At 71.4% G+C, this 15,238-nt stretch carries 15 protein-coding genes; 11 read left to right on the top strand and 4 right to left on the bottom strand.

Annotated features, from left to right (window positions below; genetic code table 11):
• Nucleotides 1-45 precede the first annotated feature (45 nt).
• From ACTIF1_RS07240 to ACTIF1_RS07225, 4 genes are all read left to right on the top strand, one after another.
• The gene (locus ACTIF1_RS07240; protein WP_439595718.1) at nt 46-1,620 is read left to right on the top strand and encodes a gamma-glutamyltransferase family protein; all 1,575 of its coding nucleotides are present in this window, start codon (nt 46-48) and stop codon (nt 1,618-1,620) included.
• Complete coding sequence (locus tag ACTIF1_RS07235; RefSeq protein ID WP_439595717.1) at nt 1,617-2,282, top strand: GOLPH3/VPS74 family protein; 666 nt, start codon at nt 1,617-1,619, stop codon at nt 2,280-2,282. Before ACTIF1_RS07240 ends, ACTIF1_RS07235 begins: the two co-directional genes overlap by 4 nt.
• Nucleotides 2,283-2,398: 116 nt before the next feature.
• A complete protein-coding gene (locus ACTIF1_RS07230) occupies nt 2,399-3,388 on the top strand; it encodes a Bug family tripartite tricarboxylate transporter substrate binding protein (RefSeq protein WP_439595716.1) in 990 nt (329 codons plus the stop codon).
• A gap of 53 nt (nt 3,389-3,441) precedes the next feature.
• The gene (locus tag ACTIF1_RS07225; protein ID WP_439595715.1) at nt 3,442-4,101 is read left to right on the top strand and encodes a GOLPH3/VPS74 family protein; all 660 of its coding nucleotides are present in this window, start codon (nt 3,442-3,444) and stop codon (nt 4,099-4,101) included.
• A 15-nt stretch (nt 4,102-4,116) separates the two neighbouring features.
• Here ACTIF1_RS07225 and ACTIF1_RS07220 read toward each other — a convergent pair whose 3' ends face one another.
• Entirely contained in the window at nt 4,117-5,640 is a 1,524-nt protein-coding gene (locus ACTIF1_RS07220; protein WP_439595714.1) for a TRIC cation channel family protein, read from the bottom strand.
• Nucleotides 5,627-6,520 carry a polysaccharide deacetylase family protein gene (locus tag ACTIF1_RS07215; protein WP_439595713.1) on the bottom strand — a complete coding sequence of 298 codons (894 nt, stop codon included), beginning with the start codon at nt 6,518-6,520 and terminating at the stop codon, nt 5,627-5,629. Before ACTIF1_RS07215 ends, ACTIF1_RS07220 begins: the two co-directional genes overlap by 14 nt.
• A 69-nt stretch (nt 6,521-6,589) precedes the next feature.
• Between ACTIF1_RS07215 and ACTIF1_RS07210 the strand changes: the two genes are divergently transcribed.
• Genes ACTIF1_RS07210 through ACTIF1_RS07195 form a run of 4 tightly spaced genes read left to right on the top strand, consistent with a single transcriptional unit; the run spans nt 6,590 to nt 10,730 of the window.
• Nucleotides 6,590-8,017, top strand: coding sequence for an amidase (locus tag ACTIF1_RS07210; protein ID WP_439595712.1), 1,428 nt, complete (start codon nt 6,590-6,592; stop codon nt 8,015-8,017).
• Between the two features lie 12 nt (nt 8,018-8,029).
• Complete coding sequence (locus ACTIF1_RS07205) at nt 8,030-8,911, top strand: fumarylacetoacetate hydrolase family protein (protein ID WP_439595711.1); 882 nt, start codon at nt 8,030-8,032, stop codon at nt 8,909-8,911.
• 32 nt (nt 8,912-8,943) lie between these two features.
• Complete coding sequence (locus tag ACTIF1_RS07200; RefSeq protein WP_439595710.1) at nt 8,944-9,915, top strand: Bug family tripartite tricarboxylate transporter substrate binding protein; 972 nt, start codon at nt 8,944-8,946, stop codon at nt 9,913-9,915.
• An 8-nt stretch (nt 9,916-9,923) separates the two neighbouring features.
• Nucleotides 9,924-10,730, top strand: a complete 807-nt coding sequence (locus tag ACTIF1_RS07195) for an alpha/beta fold hydrolase (RefSeq protein ID WP_439595709.1) — start codon at nt 9,924-9,926, stop codon at nt 10,728-10,730.
• Here ACTIF1_RS07195 and ACTIF1_RS07190 read toward each other — a convergent pair.
• On the bottom strand, nt 10,727-12,349 hold the full coding sequence (locus tag ACTIF1_RS07190; RefSeq protein WP_439595708.1) for an ABC transporter substrate-binding protein: 1,623 nt from the start codon (nt 12,347-12,349) through the stop codon (nt 10,727-10,729). The two genes, ACTIF1_RS07195 and ACTIF1_RS07190, sit on opposite strands and share 4 nt — an antisense overlap.
• Before the next feature lie 144 nt (nt 12,350-12,493).
• Here ACTIF1_RS07190 and ACTIF1_RS07185 point away from each other — a divergent pair, with 144 nt between their 5' ends.
• Nucleotides 12,494-13,672: a M20 family metallopeptidase gene (locus ACTIF1_RS07185; RefSeq protein ID WP_439595707.1), complete on the top strand. Its 1,179-nt coding sequence runs from the start codon at nt 12,494-12,496 to the stop codon at nt 13,670-13,672.
• 142 nt (nt 13,673-13,814) lie between these two features.
• Here the strand turns inward: ACTIF1_RS07185 and ACTIF1_RS07180 are convergent, their stop codons facing one another.
• A complete protein-coding gene (locus ACTIF1_RS07180) occupies nt 13,815-14,390 on the bottom strand; it encodes a histidine phosphatase family protein (RefSeq protein ID WP_439595706.1) in 576 nt (191 codons plus the stop codon).
• A 107-nt stretch (nt 14,391-14,497) separates the two neighbouring features.
• Between ACTIF1_RS07180 and ACTIF1_RS07175 the strand changes: the two genes are divergently transcribed.
• Nucleotides 14,498-14,833, top strand: coding sequence for an acyl-CoA thioesterase (locus ACTIF1_RS07175; protein WP_439595888.1), 336 nt, complete (start codon nt 14,498-14,500; stop codon nt 14,831-14,833).
• Nucleotides 14,830-15,231, top strand: coding sequence for an acyl-CoA thioesterase (locus tag ACTIF1_RS07170; protein WP_439595705.1), 402 nt, complete (start codon nt 14,830-14,832; stop codon nt 15,229-15,231). The genes ACTIF1_RS07175 and ACTIF1_RS07170 overlap by 4 nt, the downstream gene beginning before the upstream one ends.
• Nucleotides 15,232-15,238 lie beyond the last annotated feature (7 nt).

Genomic DNA, 15,238 nt, shown 5'->3' with positions numbered 1-15,238 from the left:
CGCCGCCCGGCCGGGTCGATCCTCCGCCCATCCGGAGGATCCCGCATGTACCAGCCGCCCACCCACACCACCCAGCACTGGCAGGTCACCAAGCCCGCCGCCCGCGGCCGCCGGGGCATGGTGGCCAGCCAGTCCCGCGCCGCGGCCGAGGCCGGCATCGCCATCCTGGAGGCCGGTGGCAATGCGGCGGATGCGGCGGTCGGCATGGCCTTCGCGCTGGCGGCCATGGAGCCCTGGAACAGCGGCCTCGGCGGCGTCGGCTTCGCCCAGGTCGCCGCCCCCGGCGGCCCGGCCGAGACCTTCGATTTCGGCCCCGTCTCGCCGGCCGGGCTGGATGCCAAGGATTTCCCCACCACCGGCCGCATGAAGCAGGACCTCTTCGCCTGGCCGGAGGTGGAGGGCGACCGCAATATCCATGGGCCAATGAGCTTCTGCATCCCCTCCTCGGTCGCGGGCTACGCCCTGCTGCATGAGCGGCGCGGCCGGCTGCCGGCCGCCGAGGTGCTGGCGCCGGCCGTGGCGCTGGCCAGGCGCGGCCTGGCGCAGGACTGGTTCACCACGCTGAAGATCGCCAATGCGGCCTCCACCCTGAAGCTCTATCCGGAATCGGCGCGGATCTACCTGCCGAACGGCCTGCCGCCCGTCGCCCCCTACCAGGGCACGCCCGGCTTCTTCCGCCAGGGCCGCCTGCCGGAGACGCTGGAGCGGCTGCAGCAGGCCGGTTTCCGGGATTTCTATGAGGGCGAGGTGGCGGCCGCCATCGCCGCGGATGTGCAGGAGGCGGGCGGCATCCTCTCGGCCGCCGACCTCGCCGGCTGCCAGGCGCGGGTGCTGCCGGCGGTCTCCGTGCCCTGGCGCGGCCATAGGCTGCACCTGTCGAACGGCCTGACCGCGGCGCCGACCTTCCGCCGCGTCATGGCGCTGATGGAGGCGGCCGATTGGTCCGGGGAAGCGCCGGGCACCGCCTGGCACCTGGCCTTCGCGAAGGCGATGCAGGAGGCCTATGCGGAGCGTCTGGCAGGCCTCGGGGATGCCGAGCCCAAGGGCGCCGATAGCTGCACCACCCATCTGAATGTCTGCGACGCGGATGGCATGATGGTCTCCATGACCACCACGCTGCTCTCCTCCATGGGCTCCCGCGTCGTGCTGCCGCGGTCGGGCGTGCTGATGAACAATGGCGTGATGTGGTTCGACCCGCGGCCGGGCAGCGCCAATGCGATCGGGCCCAAGAAGCGGCCGCTGACCAATATGTCCCCCATCATCGTGGCCGATGCCGCCGGGGTGCCGGAGATGGCGCTGGGCGCCTCCGGCGGCCGGCGCATCCTGGCCGCGGTCTTCCAGATGCTGTCCCTGGTCACCGGCTTCGGCATGGACCCCGAGGCGGCGGCGCATTTCCCGCGCCTCGATGTCAGCGGGCCGGAGGGTGCAACGGCGAATCGCGACCTGCCGCAGGCGACGCTGGACGGGCTGGCGGCGATGGGGCCGCTGGAGGTGGTCGAGCATGCGGTGCTGCCGGTCAATTTCGCCTGCCCCAACCTCATCCAGATCCAGCCCGGCGGCGAACGCGTGGGCGTCACCGATGTGATGTCGCCCTGCTCCGCGGCGCTGGCGCAGCCGTGAGCGAGGGCGGCCTGACCCTGGCGGAGGAGATCGTCCTCCTCGCCCTGGATGACGAAACCGGCCGCCCGGTCGGCCGCAGCGGCATGGCGCCCGACCGGGCGCTGGCCGGCGCCCTGCTGATGCAGCTGGCGCTGGCCGGCCGGGTGGATACGGACCGGGACCGGCTGATCCTGGTGGATGCCACGCCCTTGGGCGAGCCGGCGCTGGACGCCGCGCTGGCCCGGCTGTCCGCGCCCGGCGCGCCGGGCGATGCCCGTGGCGCCATCCCGCTGCTGGCGCGCGACGCGCCGGCGGCCCGCGCCGCGATCCTGGACCGGCTGGTGGCCCGCGGCATCCTGCGGCGGGAGGAGGGAAGGGTGCTCTGGATCCTGCCCGACCGCCGCTATCCCAAGGCGCCGGGCCGGCCGGAGGTCACCGAGGCCCGCGCCCGCCTTCGCGCCCTGCTGCTGGAGGAGGAAATCCCGGCACCGCAGGACGCGCTGCTGCTCGGCCTGGTGCGCGCCGCAGGCCTGCTGCCGCTGCTGTTCACCGAGGCGGAGCTGGAGGCGGTGCAGCCCTGGCTCGGCGTGGTGACGCGGATCGAGAGCCTGAACCGCTCGCTCGCCGTCGCGGTTTCGGACGTCCGCGGCGTCGGCCTCGGGACCAGCCAGCGCGAGGGCTGATCGCGGCATACGATTTGCCTTGCTCCCCGGCAGAGGGGCAAGGCGTGCGACGGGCCCGGGCGGATGCCCAAGGCTTGTGCGCCACCCCTCGGTTTCTGACCGCTGGGAGCGCAACAATGACGACGCGTCGCAATCTTCTCGGCCTGGCCGCCGCCGGCCTGGCCGGCCCCCTGGCCGCCCCCTCCCTCGTCCAGGCGCAGACCGCCTGGCCGAACCGCTCCATCCGCCTGGTCGCCCAGTTTCCCCCGGGCGGACTGGTGGACACGGTGGCGCGGCTGATGGCCCCGGCCATGGCGCAGGCGCTGGGCCAGAATGTGGTGGTGGAAAACCGCCCGGGCGCCGGCGGCATCATCGGCACCGATACCGTGGCGAAGGCGCCGGCCGATGGCTATACGCTGCTGGTCAGCCATGCCTCGGTGCATGTCTTCTCCACCGCCACCCGCCCGACGCTGCCCTTCGACCCGATCAGCGACTTCACCCATATGATGCAGCTGGTGGAGGCGCCGAACATCATCCTCGTGCGGGCCAGCTCCCCCTTCCAGACGCTGGACCAGCTGGTGACGGCGGCGCGCACGCGGCCGGTGCGCTTCGGCTCCTCCGGCATCGGCTCCGCGCCGCATCTGCTGGGCGCCATGCTCTCCTCCGAGGCGCGGGCGCCGAACCTCGACCACATCCCCTATGCCGGCAGCGCGCCGGCCATGCAGGACGTGCTGGCGGGCAATATCGAATGCATGGTGGACCCGATCACCACCAATACCCAGCAGATGCGGGACGGGTCGCTGCGCGCGCTCGCCGTCTCCACGCCGCAGCGGCTGGCGATGTTCCCCAATGTGCCGACCTTTGCCGAGCTGGGCTTCCCCAAGCTGACCTCGGCGCAATGGCTCGGCCTGTCGGGGCCGAAGGGCCTGCCGGCGCCGATCGTGGAGCGGTTGACCTCCATCATCCCGCCGATCCTGGCGCGGCCGGAGCTGGCGGCCCGCTTCGTCGACCTGCAGACCATGCCGCGCAACCCGCCGCCGGCCGGCGAGGCCTTCGTCTCGATCATCCGCGAGGAGATCACCGAATGGACCGCGGTGGCGAAGCAGTTCAGCATCGTCGTCGCGTGACGCTGACGGCTGGCCGGCTTCGTGGTTAGCTCCCGGAAACACCGGGGGCCGCCATGTCGCTGACCATGCCGGAGGAGATCCTGCTGCTCCTCCTCGATGACGAGACCGGCAAGCCGGTGGGGCTGCCCGGCCCTGCCGGCGACCTCGCCTTGGCCGGCGCCATCCTGATGGAGCTGGCCCTGGCCGGGCGGATCGACACGGATCTGGACCGGCTGGTGCTGGTCCAGCCGCGGCCGACCGGGGATGCGGTGCTGGATGAGGTCCTGGCGCGGCTGGCCACGGCCACAGGCGCCGCCGAGCGCACCAGCCGCTGGTGGATCCAGGACATCGCCAAGTCCGGCGCCGCGCTGCGGGCGCAGGTGCTGGAGCGCCTGGTGGCGGGCGGCGTGCTGCGGCGGATCGAGGACCGCTTCCTCTGGGTCTTCCCCGAGCGCCGCTACCCCAAGGCCACCGGCCGCGCCGAGACGGCGGAAGTGCGCCGCCGGCTGCGCGGCGTGCTGCTGGAAGACGAGATCCCCGACCCGCGCGACGCGCTGCTGATCGGCCTGGCGAAATCCACCGGCCTGGTGCCCCTGGTGCTGTCGGAGGCCGAGCACGCCCAGGCGATGGCGCGGCTCGATCATGTGGCGGGGCTGGAGGAGCTGTCCCGCTCGCTGAGCGCGGCGACGCGGGATGTCTATGCGACGCTGCTGCGCCAGGGCGCCATGCACTGAACCCGCGGCCGCGCCTCAGGTCAGGCGCGGCGGGCGCCAGTCGAGCGCCAGGGCGGCCATGCGCGTCAGCACCGCGCCGACCACGGCCGCCACCACCACCACGACCACCTCGTCGATCTCGATCTGCGCCCCGCGCCAGATCAGGTAGCCGGAGAGCGTCAGGCTCCAGATCAGCGCGACCTCGCCATAGAATCCGGTCTTCAGGTTCGGGATCAGCCCGCCGCCGCGCAGCACGTCGCGCAGGACGCCGCCGCCCGCGCCGGTGATGGTGCCGAGCAGCGGCCCCCAGAGCCAGAAGGGCTCCGCCCGCATGCCGAAGGCGACCGTGACGCCCAGCACCGTGCTGGCGCCGAGGCCCAGCGCATCGGCCGCGTCGAAGAGCCAGCGGTCGATCCGCCGCCGCCGCATGGCGACCGTGAGCTGCGCCACCCAGAAGGCCAGCATGGCGCGGCCGCGCAGCAGGGCCCAGAGGTGCGCCGTCGCCCAGAAGGCGAGCACCGTGCCGAAGATCAGCTTCAGCAGCAGCGGGTCCCGCGCGATGCCGATGGGAAAGCGGCCGACCAGCAGGTCCCGCAGCACGCCGCCGGCGCTGGCGGTGACGCCGGCCAGCACGAAGGCGCCGAAGAGGCTCCATTGGCTCTGCCGCGCCGCCAGGGTGCCCGCCAGCGCGCTGGCCAGCACGCCGGTGATCTGCAGCACCCGGAACCAGCGGCTGTCGATGGTCTGGGACAGCAGCAGGGGGAAGCGGAAGCGCGCGGCGATCGCGTCCAGCGTGCCATCGGCGCGCAGCCCGGCGATGGCGGCATCGAAGGCGGCCACCGTCTCGGGCGGGGTGGCGCGGCTGAAGGCCAGGTGCAGCGGGATGCTGAGGCGCATCGCCTGTTCCTCCACCGCCTGTCCCACCCCGGCGGCGGTGATGGCAAGCGCCACGGAAAGCCGCTCCGCCAGGAAGCCGTCGATCTCGCCGGCCAGCAGGCGGCGGATATTGGTCAGGTCGTCATCCGCCGGGCGCACCAGGTCGGGCGCCGGGGGATCGGCGATCCATTCATCCAGCCCCGCGTGGAGATAGGAAAAGCCGCTGCGCACGCCCAGCCGGAAGCCATGCCCGCCGCGCAGATGCGCCTCCAGCCCGGCCGCGTCCCGGAAGCGCAGCGCCCTGGCCTCCCCGCGCCGCATGATCAGCACATTGGTATCGCTGCGGTAGGGGGCGGAGAGCGCATAGCGCTCGGCCCGCGCCGGCGTGGTCGGGATGCCGGTGACCAGGTCCAGGCTGCCGACCGCCACGGCTTCCAGCAGTGGCAGGTAGTCCAGCCTCGACCAGCGGATCTCCTGCCCCGCCCGGGTGGCGATGGCGCGCACCATCTCGATATCGAGGCCCGTCAGCTCGCCCTGCCGCAGATGCTGCTGCGGCTCGGAGGCATACCAGCCGGCCTGCAGGGCGCGACCCTCCGCGGCCCGCGCCGGATGGGGCAGGGCCAGCAGGGCCAGCAGGAGAAGCCGCAGCGCAGGCGCCAGCCAGCCGGCCTCAGGACGAGGCATGGTCCTTGCACCATTGCGCAGCCTGCGCATGGGTCGCGAACCACACGCCCTCATGCTTCTTGATCCGTGTCACCAGCCGGTCCAGCAGCGCGATGCGGCTGCGATGGCCGATGACATGCGGGTGCATGGTCAGCAGGAACATCCCGCCTTCCGCATAGGCACCGTCGAATTCCGCGGCAAAAATCTCCTCCACCGCGGAGGGCGGGGTATAGGGGCGGAGGCCCGAGAAGCGCAGCATGTTGAAATAGACCGCATCGTCCCGGATCCACTCCGGCGGCAGCTCGACGATCCCGGTGGGCTGGCCCTGGTCCAGCAGCTCATAGGCATCGTCATCCGCCATCAGGGAGCTGTCGTAGAGCAGCCCCATCTCCTTGATGATGGACAGGGTATCGACCGAGAAATCCCAGGAGGCCGTGCGCATGCCGACCGGCCGCTGCCCGCTGACCTTCTCCAGCGTGTCCCGCGCCCGCAGCGTCAGCTCGCGCTCCACGCCCGGGGGCAGTTTCGTATTCGCCTCATGGATCCAGCTATGGACGCCGATCTCATGGCCTTCCTGCGCCACGGCGCGCACTTCCTCCGGGTGCAGCAGGGCGGAGACGGCCGGGTAGAAGAAGGTGGCGGGGATGCCGTGCCTGGCCAGCAGGGCGCGGATGCGGGGGATGCCCTGGCGGTTGCCGTATTGCCCCTGGCTGATCCGCATCGGGCTCTGGTCATTGTCGCGCAGCGGAATGGTCTCGTGATCCGCGTCGAAGCTCAGCGTCACGCAGCAGCGCGCGCCATCCGGCCAATGGGTCGGGCGCAGGCTGCGCCCCGCCCGCGCCCGGCCCACGATCTCGCGCCATTCCGGCTCGCTCCATTCCCACGGATTGGCGCTGGTCATGCTGCGGGGTTTCCCTGGCCCTGGTGAGCGGCCATGCTGCGCGACATCGCCCCGATCCGGAAGCCCCGCATGACCACGCCGACCGATCCCGCCCAGATGACCGCGGAGCAGCTTCTGGCGCTCTACGCGACCCGCGCCTTGTCGCCCGTGGAGGCGCTGAAGGCGGTGATGGAGCGGGTGGCGCGCTACAACCCCTGGGTGAACGCTTTCGCCACCATGAACCCCCAGGCGCTGCGCCAGGCCGGCGAATCGGAGGCCCGCTGGGCCGCCGGCCGCCCGATGGGGATGCTGGATGGCGTGCCCTGCACGGTAAAGGATCTTTTGAACATCGCCGGCTTTCCCACCCGGCGCGGCAGCCTGACCACGGACCCGGCCCCCGCCACGGAAAACGCCCCCGCCGTGATGGGCCTGCTGGCCGAGGGCGCGGTCATCCTTGGGAAAACCACCACCACGGAATTCGGCTGGAAGACGCCGAGCGACTGCCCGCTGCATGGCGTCACGCGCAACCCCTGGAACCCGCAGCGCTCCGCCGGCGGCAGTTCCTCCGGCGCCGGGGCGGCCGGGGCGGCCTGCTTCGGGCCGCTGCATATCGGCACCGATGCCGGCGGCTCCATCCGCATTCCGGCCGCCTATTGCGGGCTGGTCGGGGTGAAGCCAAGCTATGGCCGCATTCCGCAATGGCCGCATGGCGCCTTTTCCGGCGTGGCCTGCGCCGGGCCGATGACGCGCAGCGTGGGCGATGCCGCGCTGATGATGTCCGCCATGGCCCGCCACGACCTGCGCGACCCGGTCAGCCTGCCGGATGACCCGCGCGACTGGCGGGCCGGGATGGACCAGGGGGTGGCCGGGCTGCGGGTGGCAGTGGTGCGCCGCCTGGGCTTCGAGCCGCCGCTTGACGAGGAAGGGGAGGCCGCGCTGCAGGTCGCCGCCAAGCTGCTGGCCGAGCAGGGCGCCATCGTCGAGGAGGCGGACCCCGAACTGCCCGATACCCGTGCCATCTTCTCCCGCGTCTGGGGGGTGGCCATCGCCCGCATCTGGAACGGTGCGACGGAGGAAAAGCGCGCCCAGCTCGATGCCGGGATCGAGGAGGTGGCGCGCCGGATGGGCGACATGTCGGCCGCCGATTTCCTCGGCGCCGATATGCTGCGGGTGGAATGCGGCCATGCCATGGCCCGCTTCCACCAGCGCTACGACCTGATCCTGACGGCGGCCACGCCCACCGCCGCCTTCGATGCGGATGCCCCCACCATCAAGCCGGTGGAGGCGCTGTGGCGCGACTGGGCGCCCTGGACCTTCGCCTTCAACCTGACCCGCCAGCCGGCGATCGCCGTGCCGATCGGCCTGGACGAGGCCGGCATGCCGCGCGCGGTGCAGGTGGCCTCGGCACTCTACCGCGACGACCTGGCCTTCCGCGCCGCCCGCGCCCTGGAACGCGCGGCCAGCCTCCCCCTGGCCAATCCGGCGGAAACCGGGCAGATGCGGGCGAAATTGAACTGAGGAGTCTAGGTCATGCGGCTGGTGACATTCACGCGTCCGGGCAAGCTGCAGCAGGAAGTCGGCGCGCTCGGCGCCGGCGATGCCGTGCTCGACCTGGCCGCCGCCGAGCCGCTGCTGCGCGGCCAGAGCATGCTGGACCTGGCCGCCGCGCCCGCGCTGCTGGACAAGGCCCGCGCGGCGCAGGCGAAGGCGCCGGTGGTGCAGGGCGCCAAGCTCTGCGCCCCCATCCCGCGCCCGCCCAAGAATGTCTTCTGCGTCGGCAAGAACTACCACGAGCACGCCAAGGAATTCGCGGGATCGGGCTTCGATGGGGGCGCCAAGGATGTGGTGCCGCCCTTTCCCGTCGTCTTCTCCAAGCCGCATACCAGCATCATCGCCCATGGCGAGAAGATCCTGGGGCATCTCGATACGACCGGCGGGCTGGACTACGAGGGCGAGCTCGGCGTGGTGATCGGGCAGGGCGGGCGCGGCATCGGCAAGGACGCGGCGCTGAAGCACGTCTTCGGCTATACCATCATCAATGACGTCACCGCGCGCCACCTGCAGAAGCGCCACAGCCAGTGGATCCTGGGCAAGGGCCTCGATACCTTCTGCCCCATGGGCCCCGCCGTGCTGACGGCGGATGAGGTGCCGGACCCGACGAAGCTTGTCCTGACCACTTGGGTGAATGGCGAGCAGCGCCAGCACGCGCCGGTGGCCGACCTGATCTTCGACATCCCGACCCTGATCGAGGCGATCAGCGCCGTCATCACGCTGGAGCCGGGCGATGTGATCGCGACGGGCACGCCGGCCGGCGTCGGCATCGGCTTCAACCCGCCGGTCTTCCTGAAGTCCGGCGATGTGGTGAAGATCGCCATCACCGGCATCGGCGAGCTGGAGAATGCGGTGGCCTGACGACGCCACTGGAAACGGGAGGAACCAAGAAAATGAACCGTCGCACCCTGCTGGGCGCCGCCGCCGCGCTGCCCTTCGCCGGCCAGGCTTTCGCGCAATCCGACTTCCCCTCCCGCCCGCTGAACATGGTGGTGGCCTTCCCGCCCGGCGGGCAGGCCGACCTCGCCGCACGGCCCACCGCCTCGGCCATGGAAAAAATCCTCGGCCAGGCGGTGGTGGTGCAGAATCGTGGCGGCGCGGCGGGGGCCATCGGCAATGCCTTCGTCGCCCGCAGCGCGCCGGATGGCTATACGACGCTGATGGCGCTGTCCTCGCTGGCGGTGATCCCCGAAGCCGAAAAGCTGTTCGGCCGCACGCCACCCTATACGGTGGACCAGTTCGCCCCGATCGCCCTGGTGAATGCGGACCCGACCATGCTGGCGGTGCCGGCCAGCGCGCCCTGGCAGACGATGGAGGAGTTCATCGCCGCGGCGAAGGCACGCCCGGGTGACATTCCCTACGGCTCTTCCGGCACCTACGGCACGCTGCATGTGGCGATGGAAATGCTCTGTGCCGCCGCCGGCATGCGGCTGCTGCACGTGCCCTTCAGCGGCGCCGGCCCCGCCATCACGGCGCTGCTCGGCGGCCAGATCCAGGCGCTGGCCTCCGCGCCCGGCACGCTGACGCAGCATGTGCAATCCGGCCGCGTGCGCGTGCTGGGCTGCTGGGGGAAGGATCGCGTGGCGTCCTTCCCCGATGTGCCGACCTTCATGGAAAAGGGTTTTGCGGAGGTCGAGTTCTACATCTGGGCCGGGCTCTTCGCGCCTGCCGCGACGCCCGCGCCGGTGCAGCAGAAGCTGCGGGACGCGGTGCGGCAGGCGGTGCGGGACCCGCAGCTGATCGCCGCCTTCACCGCGGCCGGCGCGCCGGTGGCCTATCTCGACGCGCCCGAATTTTCCCGATTCTTCGCCGAGGATAGCGCGCGGCTGCTGCGCGCGGTGCAACGCATCGGCAAGGTGGAATAGGCTCGCGCATGCAGGACGTCGTCTCCGGCCGCGCCATCCTGGCCGCGCAGGCGGCCGGGCAGGGCGCGCCGCTCGTCTTCCTGCACGCCAATGTCTGCGACAGCCGCATGTGGTCCGCGCAGATGGCGGCGCTGGCCGCCACGCATCGCGTCATCGCCTATGACCGCCGCGGCTTCGGCGGCACGCGGGCGGAGGCCGAGGATTTCTCGCCGGTCGCCGACCTGATGGCGGTGATCGAGGCGCTGGGCGAGGGGCGTCCGGTGACCCTGGTCGGCTGCTCCCAGGGCGGCAGGATCGCGATCGACGCGGCGCTGCTGCATCCCGCCCGCATCCGCGGCCTGGTCCTCATCGCACCCAGCCTGGGCGGCGCGCCGGAGCCGGCCCATCCGCCCGCGATCCGCGCGATGCTGGACCGGCAGAAGGCGGCGGAGGCGACGGGCGACCTCGATGCGGTGAATGCGCTGAAGGCGCGCCTCTGGCTGGACGGACCCCTGGCGGAGGAGGGACGCGTCGCGGGGCCGGTCCGGGACCTGTTTCTCGCGATGAACGGCATCGCGCTTCGATCTCCGCCGCTGGGCCAAAGCCGCGACACGGCGCCCGCCTTCGGCCGCCTGAACGAGCTGCGCATGCCCGCGCTGGTGGCCTGGGGCGAGCTCGACTTCCCGCACATCCAGGACCGTTGCCGCCAGATGGCGGAAGCGATGCCCGCGGCCACCGCCCAGGCATTGCCCGGCGCCGCGCATCTGCCGAGCCTGGAGCAGCCGGCCATCATCACCGGCCTGCTCCGGACTTTCGTGCAGCGCCTGGACGGTTAGGCCGCCCCGCCCCAGTTGGGCGCCGAGAAATCCATCACGAAGGATTTCGAGGCCTGCCAGGGCAGGTCCTTGCGCTTGCCCGTGAAATTCGCGGTCTGGAACAGCACGGTATAGGCGGGGTCCTCGCGCTCCGTCAGCGTCAGCAGGCGGCGGAAGGTGTCGCGGCGGCGGGCCAGGTCGGTCTCGGTCTGCAGCGCATCCATCAGCCGCGGCGCTTCCTCGTTCTGCCACTGGCCGCTGGCCCAGGTCTGGCCGCCCGGCGCATAGACGGACATCGGCGCGACCGGGTCGTTGAAGACCGCGGTATTGGAATTGTCGCAGAGGCCACGGCCCTCGAAGCGGCCGATGACCTGGCCCCAATTCTCCTTCATCTCGATCTGCACATTCAGCCCCGCCTGGCGCCAGCCCTCGACCAGGATCTGGGAGGAGGCGACCTGCAGCGTGTAGTAGTTGTTCAGCAGCTGGTAGGGGATCGGCTGGCCCTGGTAGTTGGCCTCCCGCAGCAGGCGGCGCGCCTCGGCCAGGTCGAAGCGCGGCGCTTCCCAGTCGGCCAGGTACATGTCGCCATAGACTTCCCATTGCAGGCCGCGCGGCACCGCGGTGCGGCCGCCCCAGAGGCTGTCGACGATCGCCTGCCGGTCGATGCTGTGCGACATGGCGCGGCGCACCAGCGGATTGGCCAGCACGGGATGCGTCTTGTCCCAGACGATCAGCCGGTTGTTGTTGATCGGGCCGCCGACGACGTGGTGGCGCGGGCTGCGCTCGATGCCCGGGATCTGGTCCGGCGGCAGGTCGCAGATGAAGTCGTAGTCGCCGGCCTGCAGACCCGCGACGCGGGAGGCGACGTCCGGCACCTCGACGAAGCGGATGCGGCGAAGCGGCGGGCGGCCGCCCCAGTAGTCGTCATGCGATTCCAGCACCAGGTCCTGGCCCGGGCGGAAGGAGGCGACGCGATACGGCCCCGTGCCCACCGGCTTGCGCGCCCAGTCCAGCCAGGTCGCGGCCTGCGCAAAGGCGGCGCGGGAGAAGATGGCGCCGGTGGTGCGCGTCAGGCGGCCTTCCAGCGTCACGTCGGGCACGCTGTTCACGAAGCGCACGGTGCGGCGGTCCACCACCTCCATGCGCTCGAAATTCGGGAAATGCGCGCGGCTGATGGCGGCGGCCTCGGGCGGCGGCGTCTTGCCAGCGGCGCCGGCGGTGGTGGAGACGAAGAGGCCCCGCGTATCGGCGGGCAGGCCGGTCCACATGCGCTCGTTGCTGAAGGTGAAGGCGACGTCCTCCGCCTCCATCACGCGGCCATCATGCATCCGCACATCGTCGCGCAGCGTGAGCTCCAGCGTCTTCGCATCGATGCGGCGCCAGGATGTCGCCAGCACCGGCTCCGCGCGCTGCGTGCGCGTCCAGTCGATGCCGATCAGCGGCTCGCAGAAGCTCGGCATGATGCGGAAGCCGACATTGGACTGTTCGCGCATCGGCTCCAGCGTGCCGGAGATGCTGACGATCTGCACGGCAACCGTGATGGAGGGCCGCGTATCCGGCCCGGCGCTTTGGCCGATGGCGAAGCGCGGCAGCAGCGCCGCGCCGGCGGTGGCGCCGAGGATGTGTCTGCGCTGGATCATGTGGCTGGCTCCCGTTCCGATCGGCGGCGGAAGCTAGGCGGGGGGGATGACCGCGGGATGACGCGGCGATGAAGGCTGCGGGACGCGCGGGCCTTTTCAGGCCTGGCGCCGGATGCGAGGCTGTCGCCCGACCGAGGAGAGCGGATGACCATGTCCACCGAGACCGACATCATCGAATGGCTGTCCACACAACGCGAGCCGATGATCCAGGTGCTGCGCGAGATGGTGGATACCGATGGCGGCAGCTACGACAAGGAAGGCGTCGACCGTGTCGGCGCGCAGGTCGCGCGCTTCATGCAGGCGCAGGGCATTCCCGTCGAAATCCTGCCGCAGCAGAAGCACGGCGACTGCATCCGCGCGATTGTCGAAGGCGGAGATGCCACGCGCGGCGGCAATGCCCGCGAGAACATCGTGCTCATGGGCCATCGCGACACGGTCTTCCCGAAGGGCGAGCCCACGCGCCGCCCCTTCACCATCGAGGGTGACCGCGCCTTCGGCCCGGGCGTTGCCGATATGAAGGCCGGGCTGGTGATGAACATGTTCGTCCTCGCCGCCTTCCGCAAATTCGGTGGCGCGCCGGGGCCGCTCGTCGCGCTCTTCACCGGCGACGAGGAGATCGGATCGCCCGAGGGGCGCCCGGTGATCGAGGCCGAGGCCAAGGCGGCGCGCGTGGTCTTCAATTCCGAACCCGGCCGGCCGAATGGCGGCATCGTCACGGGGCGCAAGGGCGGCGTCTTTTCCGTCTTCGACATCGAGGGCAAGGCCGCGCATTCCGGCGGCAATTTCGAGGCCGGCATCAGCGCCATCGGCGAGTTGGCGGCGAAGATCACCGCCATCCATGCGCTGACCGATCTCTCGCGCGGCATCACACTGAATGTCGGCCTGGTGACCGGCGGGCAGAGCGTGAACACCGTGGCGCCGCATGCCCAGGGCCAGATCGACCTGCGCTATGTGGAACCGGCCGACCGCGACGAGGTGATGGCGAAGATCCAGGCGATCATCGACCGCGCCTTCGTCCCGGGCACGCGCGCGAAGCTGACCATCAAGGGCGAGTTCCTGCCGCTGACGCAGTCGCCGGAGGCGGCGAAACTCTTCGCCACCTATCGCGCCGCCGCCACCGAATCCGGCTTCGACCCGAGCGGCGAATTCAGCGGCGGCTGCGCCGATAGCGGCTTCACCGCGGCGATGGGCGCGCCGACGCTCTGTGCCGTCGGGCCGGTGGGCGGCAAGGCGCATACGCCGGAGGAGTATCTGGAACTGTCGAGCCTGGTGCCGCGGGCGCAGGCGGTGGCGCGGGCGATCCTGAAGCTTGGGGCGGCCTGAGGGCGCGCGGAGCCCCCACCCCGACACAGCCTGTGGCGTTGCGGCAGCGCCGCAACCCCCCGCAGAGGCGGGGGAGGGAGGGGCGCGCGCGGAGCCTGGGGTTGCGGCGCTGCCGCAACGCCGTAGGCTGGTGGGGGCCGGGCTACCCCTCCACTCGCTGCCACCCCTCCAGCAAATTCCAGCCGACCCGCGTGAAGACGAACCCATTCCCGCCGCCGCGCCCCGGCTGATCCTCCGCCCGGCTGATCGCCACGCCCTTGATGTGGCACAGCAGCAGCGCGCCGACGCCGCCATGCGCCACGATCGCCACATCCCCCGGCGGCGCCTGCGCCAGCACAGCGCGCACCGCCGCCACGATCCGCGCCTGGGCATCTACCGCCCTTTCCCAGCCGCGCACGCTGCGCTCCGGCGCGGCGAAGAACTCATCCGCCACCGCCTCGAACTCCGCCGGCGGCAGGTAGCCGGTGGCGCTGCGGTCATTCTCCCCCAGCGCCGCCACCTCGACCAGCGCCAGTCCGAGATGCGCGGCCAGGATCGCCGCCATGTCGCGCGCCTTGCGCTCCTCGCTGCTGAACACCGAACGGATCGCCGGCACCCAGGGCTGCGCCAGCATGCCTCGCGTGCGCTCCAGCCCGCGTGGCGAAAGCGGCCAGTCCGGCACCGGTACGGAGGGGTCTATCGCGACCTCCGGATGCGTCAGGAAGTGGACTTGCGCCATGGCTGCCGTAAGGATGGTTGCGCCGCCACGCTACCACGGAGACAGGCTTGCCCAACCCACCCACCCGCACCCCGCCCGATACCGCGCCAAAACTGCGCACCATCGCCATGCCGGCGGATGCCAATCCCTCCGGCGACATCTTTGGTGGCTGGCTGATGGGGCTGATGGACCTGGCCGCCGGCAATGCCGCCGGGCGCCGCGGCCGCGGCCGGGTCGCGACCATCGCGGTGGAGGGGATGAAATTCCACATGCCGGTGCTGGTGGGCGACGAGGTCAGCATCTTCGCGGAAGTCGTCTCCGTCGGCCGCACCTCCATGCGCATCGAGGTCGAGGCCTGGCGGCGGGAACGCTCGGAGGAGGAGATGTGCCTGGTGACGGAGGGCGTCTTCACCTTCGTGGCCATCGACGAGAACCGGAAGCCGCGGCCCGTGCCGCCTGCATGATCCGCGAACACACCATCCGCTGGTCCGAATGCGACCCCTACGGCCATGTGAACCACACCGCCTACCTGATGCTGTTCGAGGATCTGCGCGTGGCGCATTGGCAGGCGCTGACCGGCGCGGCGCTGGCGCCGGATCGCCCGGGTCCGGTCGTGGCGCAGCTGGAGGTGCGCTATCTGCGCGGCGTGCGGTTCAATGAGGCGGTGACGCTGACCTGCCGCACCACCTCCTTCCGCCGCAGCTCCTATGTGCAGGACTATGCGCTGCTGGTGGATGGCGCCCCCTGCTGCACGGCGCGCGCCGTCTGCGTCGTCACGCGCCAGGATAGCGGGGAGAAGGTGGCGCTGACGCCGGAATGGCGCGCCGCGCTGGAAGCGCAGGGGGCGGAAGCGGCCGGCTGACCCGGCC

The organism is Falsiroseomonas sp. (genome assembly GCF_051860665.1).
GTDB lineage: Bacteria > Pseudomonadota > Alphaproteobacteria > Acetobacterales > Acetobacteraceae > Falsiroseomonas.
Note: the sequence above shows the minus strand (reverse complement) of the source record. Positions and strands in the feature narration are given on the sequence as shown.

Coding starts and splice junctions, on each gene's coding strand:
- ACTIF1_RS07195 (WP_439595709.1), top strand. CDS start 9,924: ATGCAGGACGTCGTCTCCGGCCGCGCCATCCTGGCCGCGCAGGCGGCC.
- ACTIF1_RS07220 (WP_439595714.1), bottom strand. CDS start 5,640: ATGCCTCGTCCTGAGGCCGGCTGGCTGGCGCCTGCGCTGCGGCTTCTC.
- ACTIF1_RS07240 (WP_439595718.1), top strand. CDS start 46: ATGTACCAGCCGCCCACCCACACCACCCAGCACTGGCAGGTCACCAAG.
- ACTIF1_RS07200 (WP_439595710.1), top strand. CDS start 8,944: ATGAACCGTCGCACCCTGCTGGGCGCCGCCGCCGCGCTGCCCTTCGCC.
- ACTIF1_RS07170 (WP_439595705.1), top strand. CDS start 14,830: ATGATCCGCGAACACACCATCCGCTGGTCCGAATGCGACCCCTACGGC.
- ACTIF1_RS07215 (WP_439595713.1), bottom strand. CDS start 6,520: ATGACCAGCGCCAATCCGTGGGAATGGAGCGAGCCGGAATGGCGCGAG.
- ACTIF1_RS07205 (WP_439595711.1), top strand. CDS start 8,030: ATGCGGCTGGTGACATTCACGCGTCCGGGCAAGCTGCAGCAGGAAGTC.
- ACTIF1_RS07230 (WP_439595716.1), top strand. CDS start 2,399: ATGACGACGCGTCGCAATCTTCTCGGCCTGGCCGCCGCCGGCCTGGCC.
- ACTIF1_RS07225 (WP_439595715.1), top strand. CDS start 3,442: ATGTCGCTGACCATGCCGGAGGAGATCCTGCTGCTCCTCCTCGATGAC.
- ACTIF1_RS07180 (WP_439595706.1), bottom strand. CDS start 14,390: ATGGCGCAAGTCCACTTCCTGACGCATCCGGAGGTCGCGATAGACCCC.
- ACTIF1_RS07175 (WP_439595888.1), top strand. CDS start 14,498: ATGCCGGCGGATGCCAATCCCTCCGGCGACATCTTTGGTGGCTGGCTG.
- ACTIF1_RS07185 (WP_439595707.1), top strand. CDS start 12,494: ATGACCATGTCCACCGAGACCGACATCATCGAATGGCTGTCCACACAA.
- ACTIF1_RS07210 (WP_439595712.1), top strand. CDS start 6,590: ATGACCACGCCGACCGATCCCGCCCAGATGACCGCGGAGCAGCTTCTG.
- ACTIF1_RS07190 (WP_439595708.1), bottom strand. CDS start 12,349: ATGATCCAGCGCAGACACATCCTCGGCGCCACCGCCGGCGCGGCGCTG.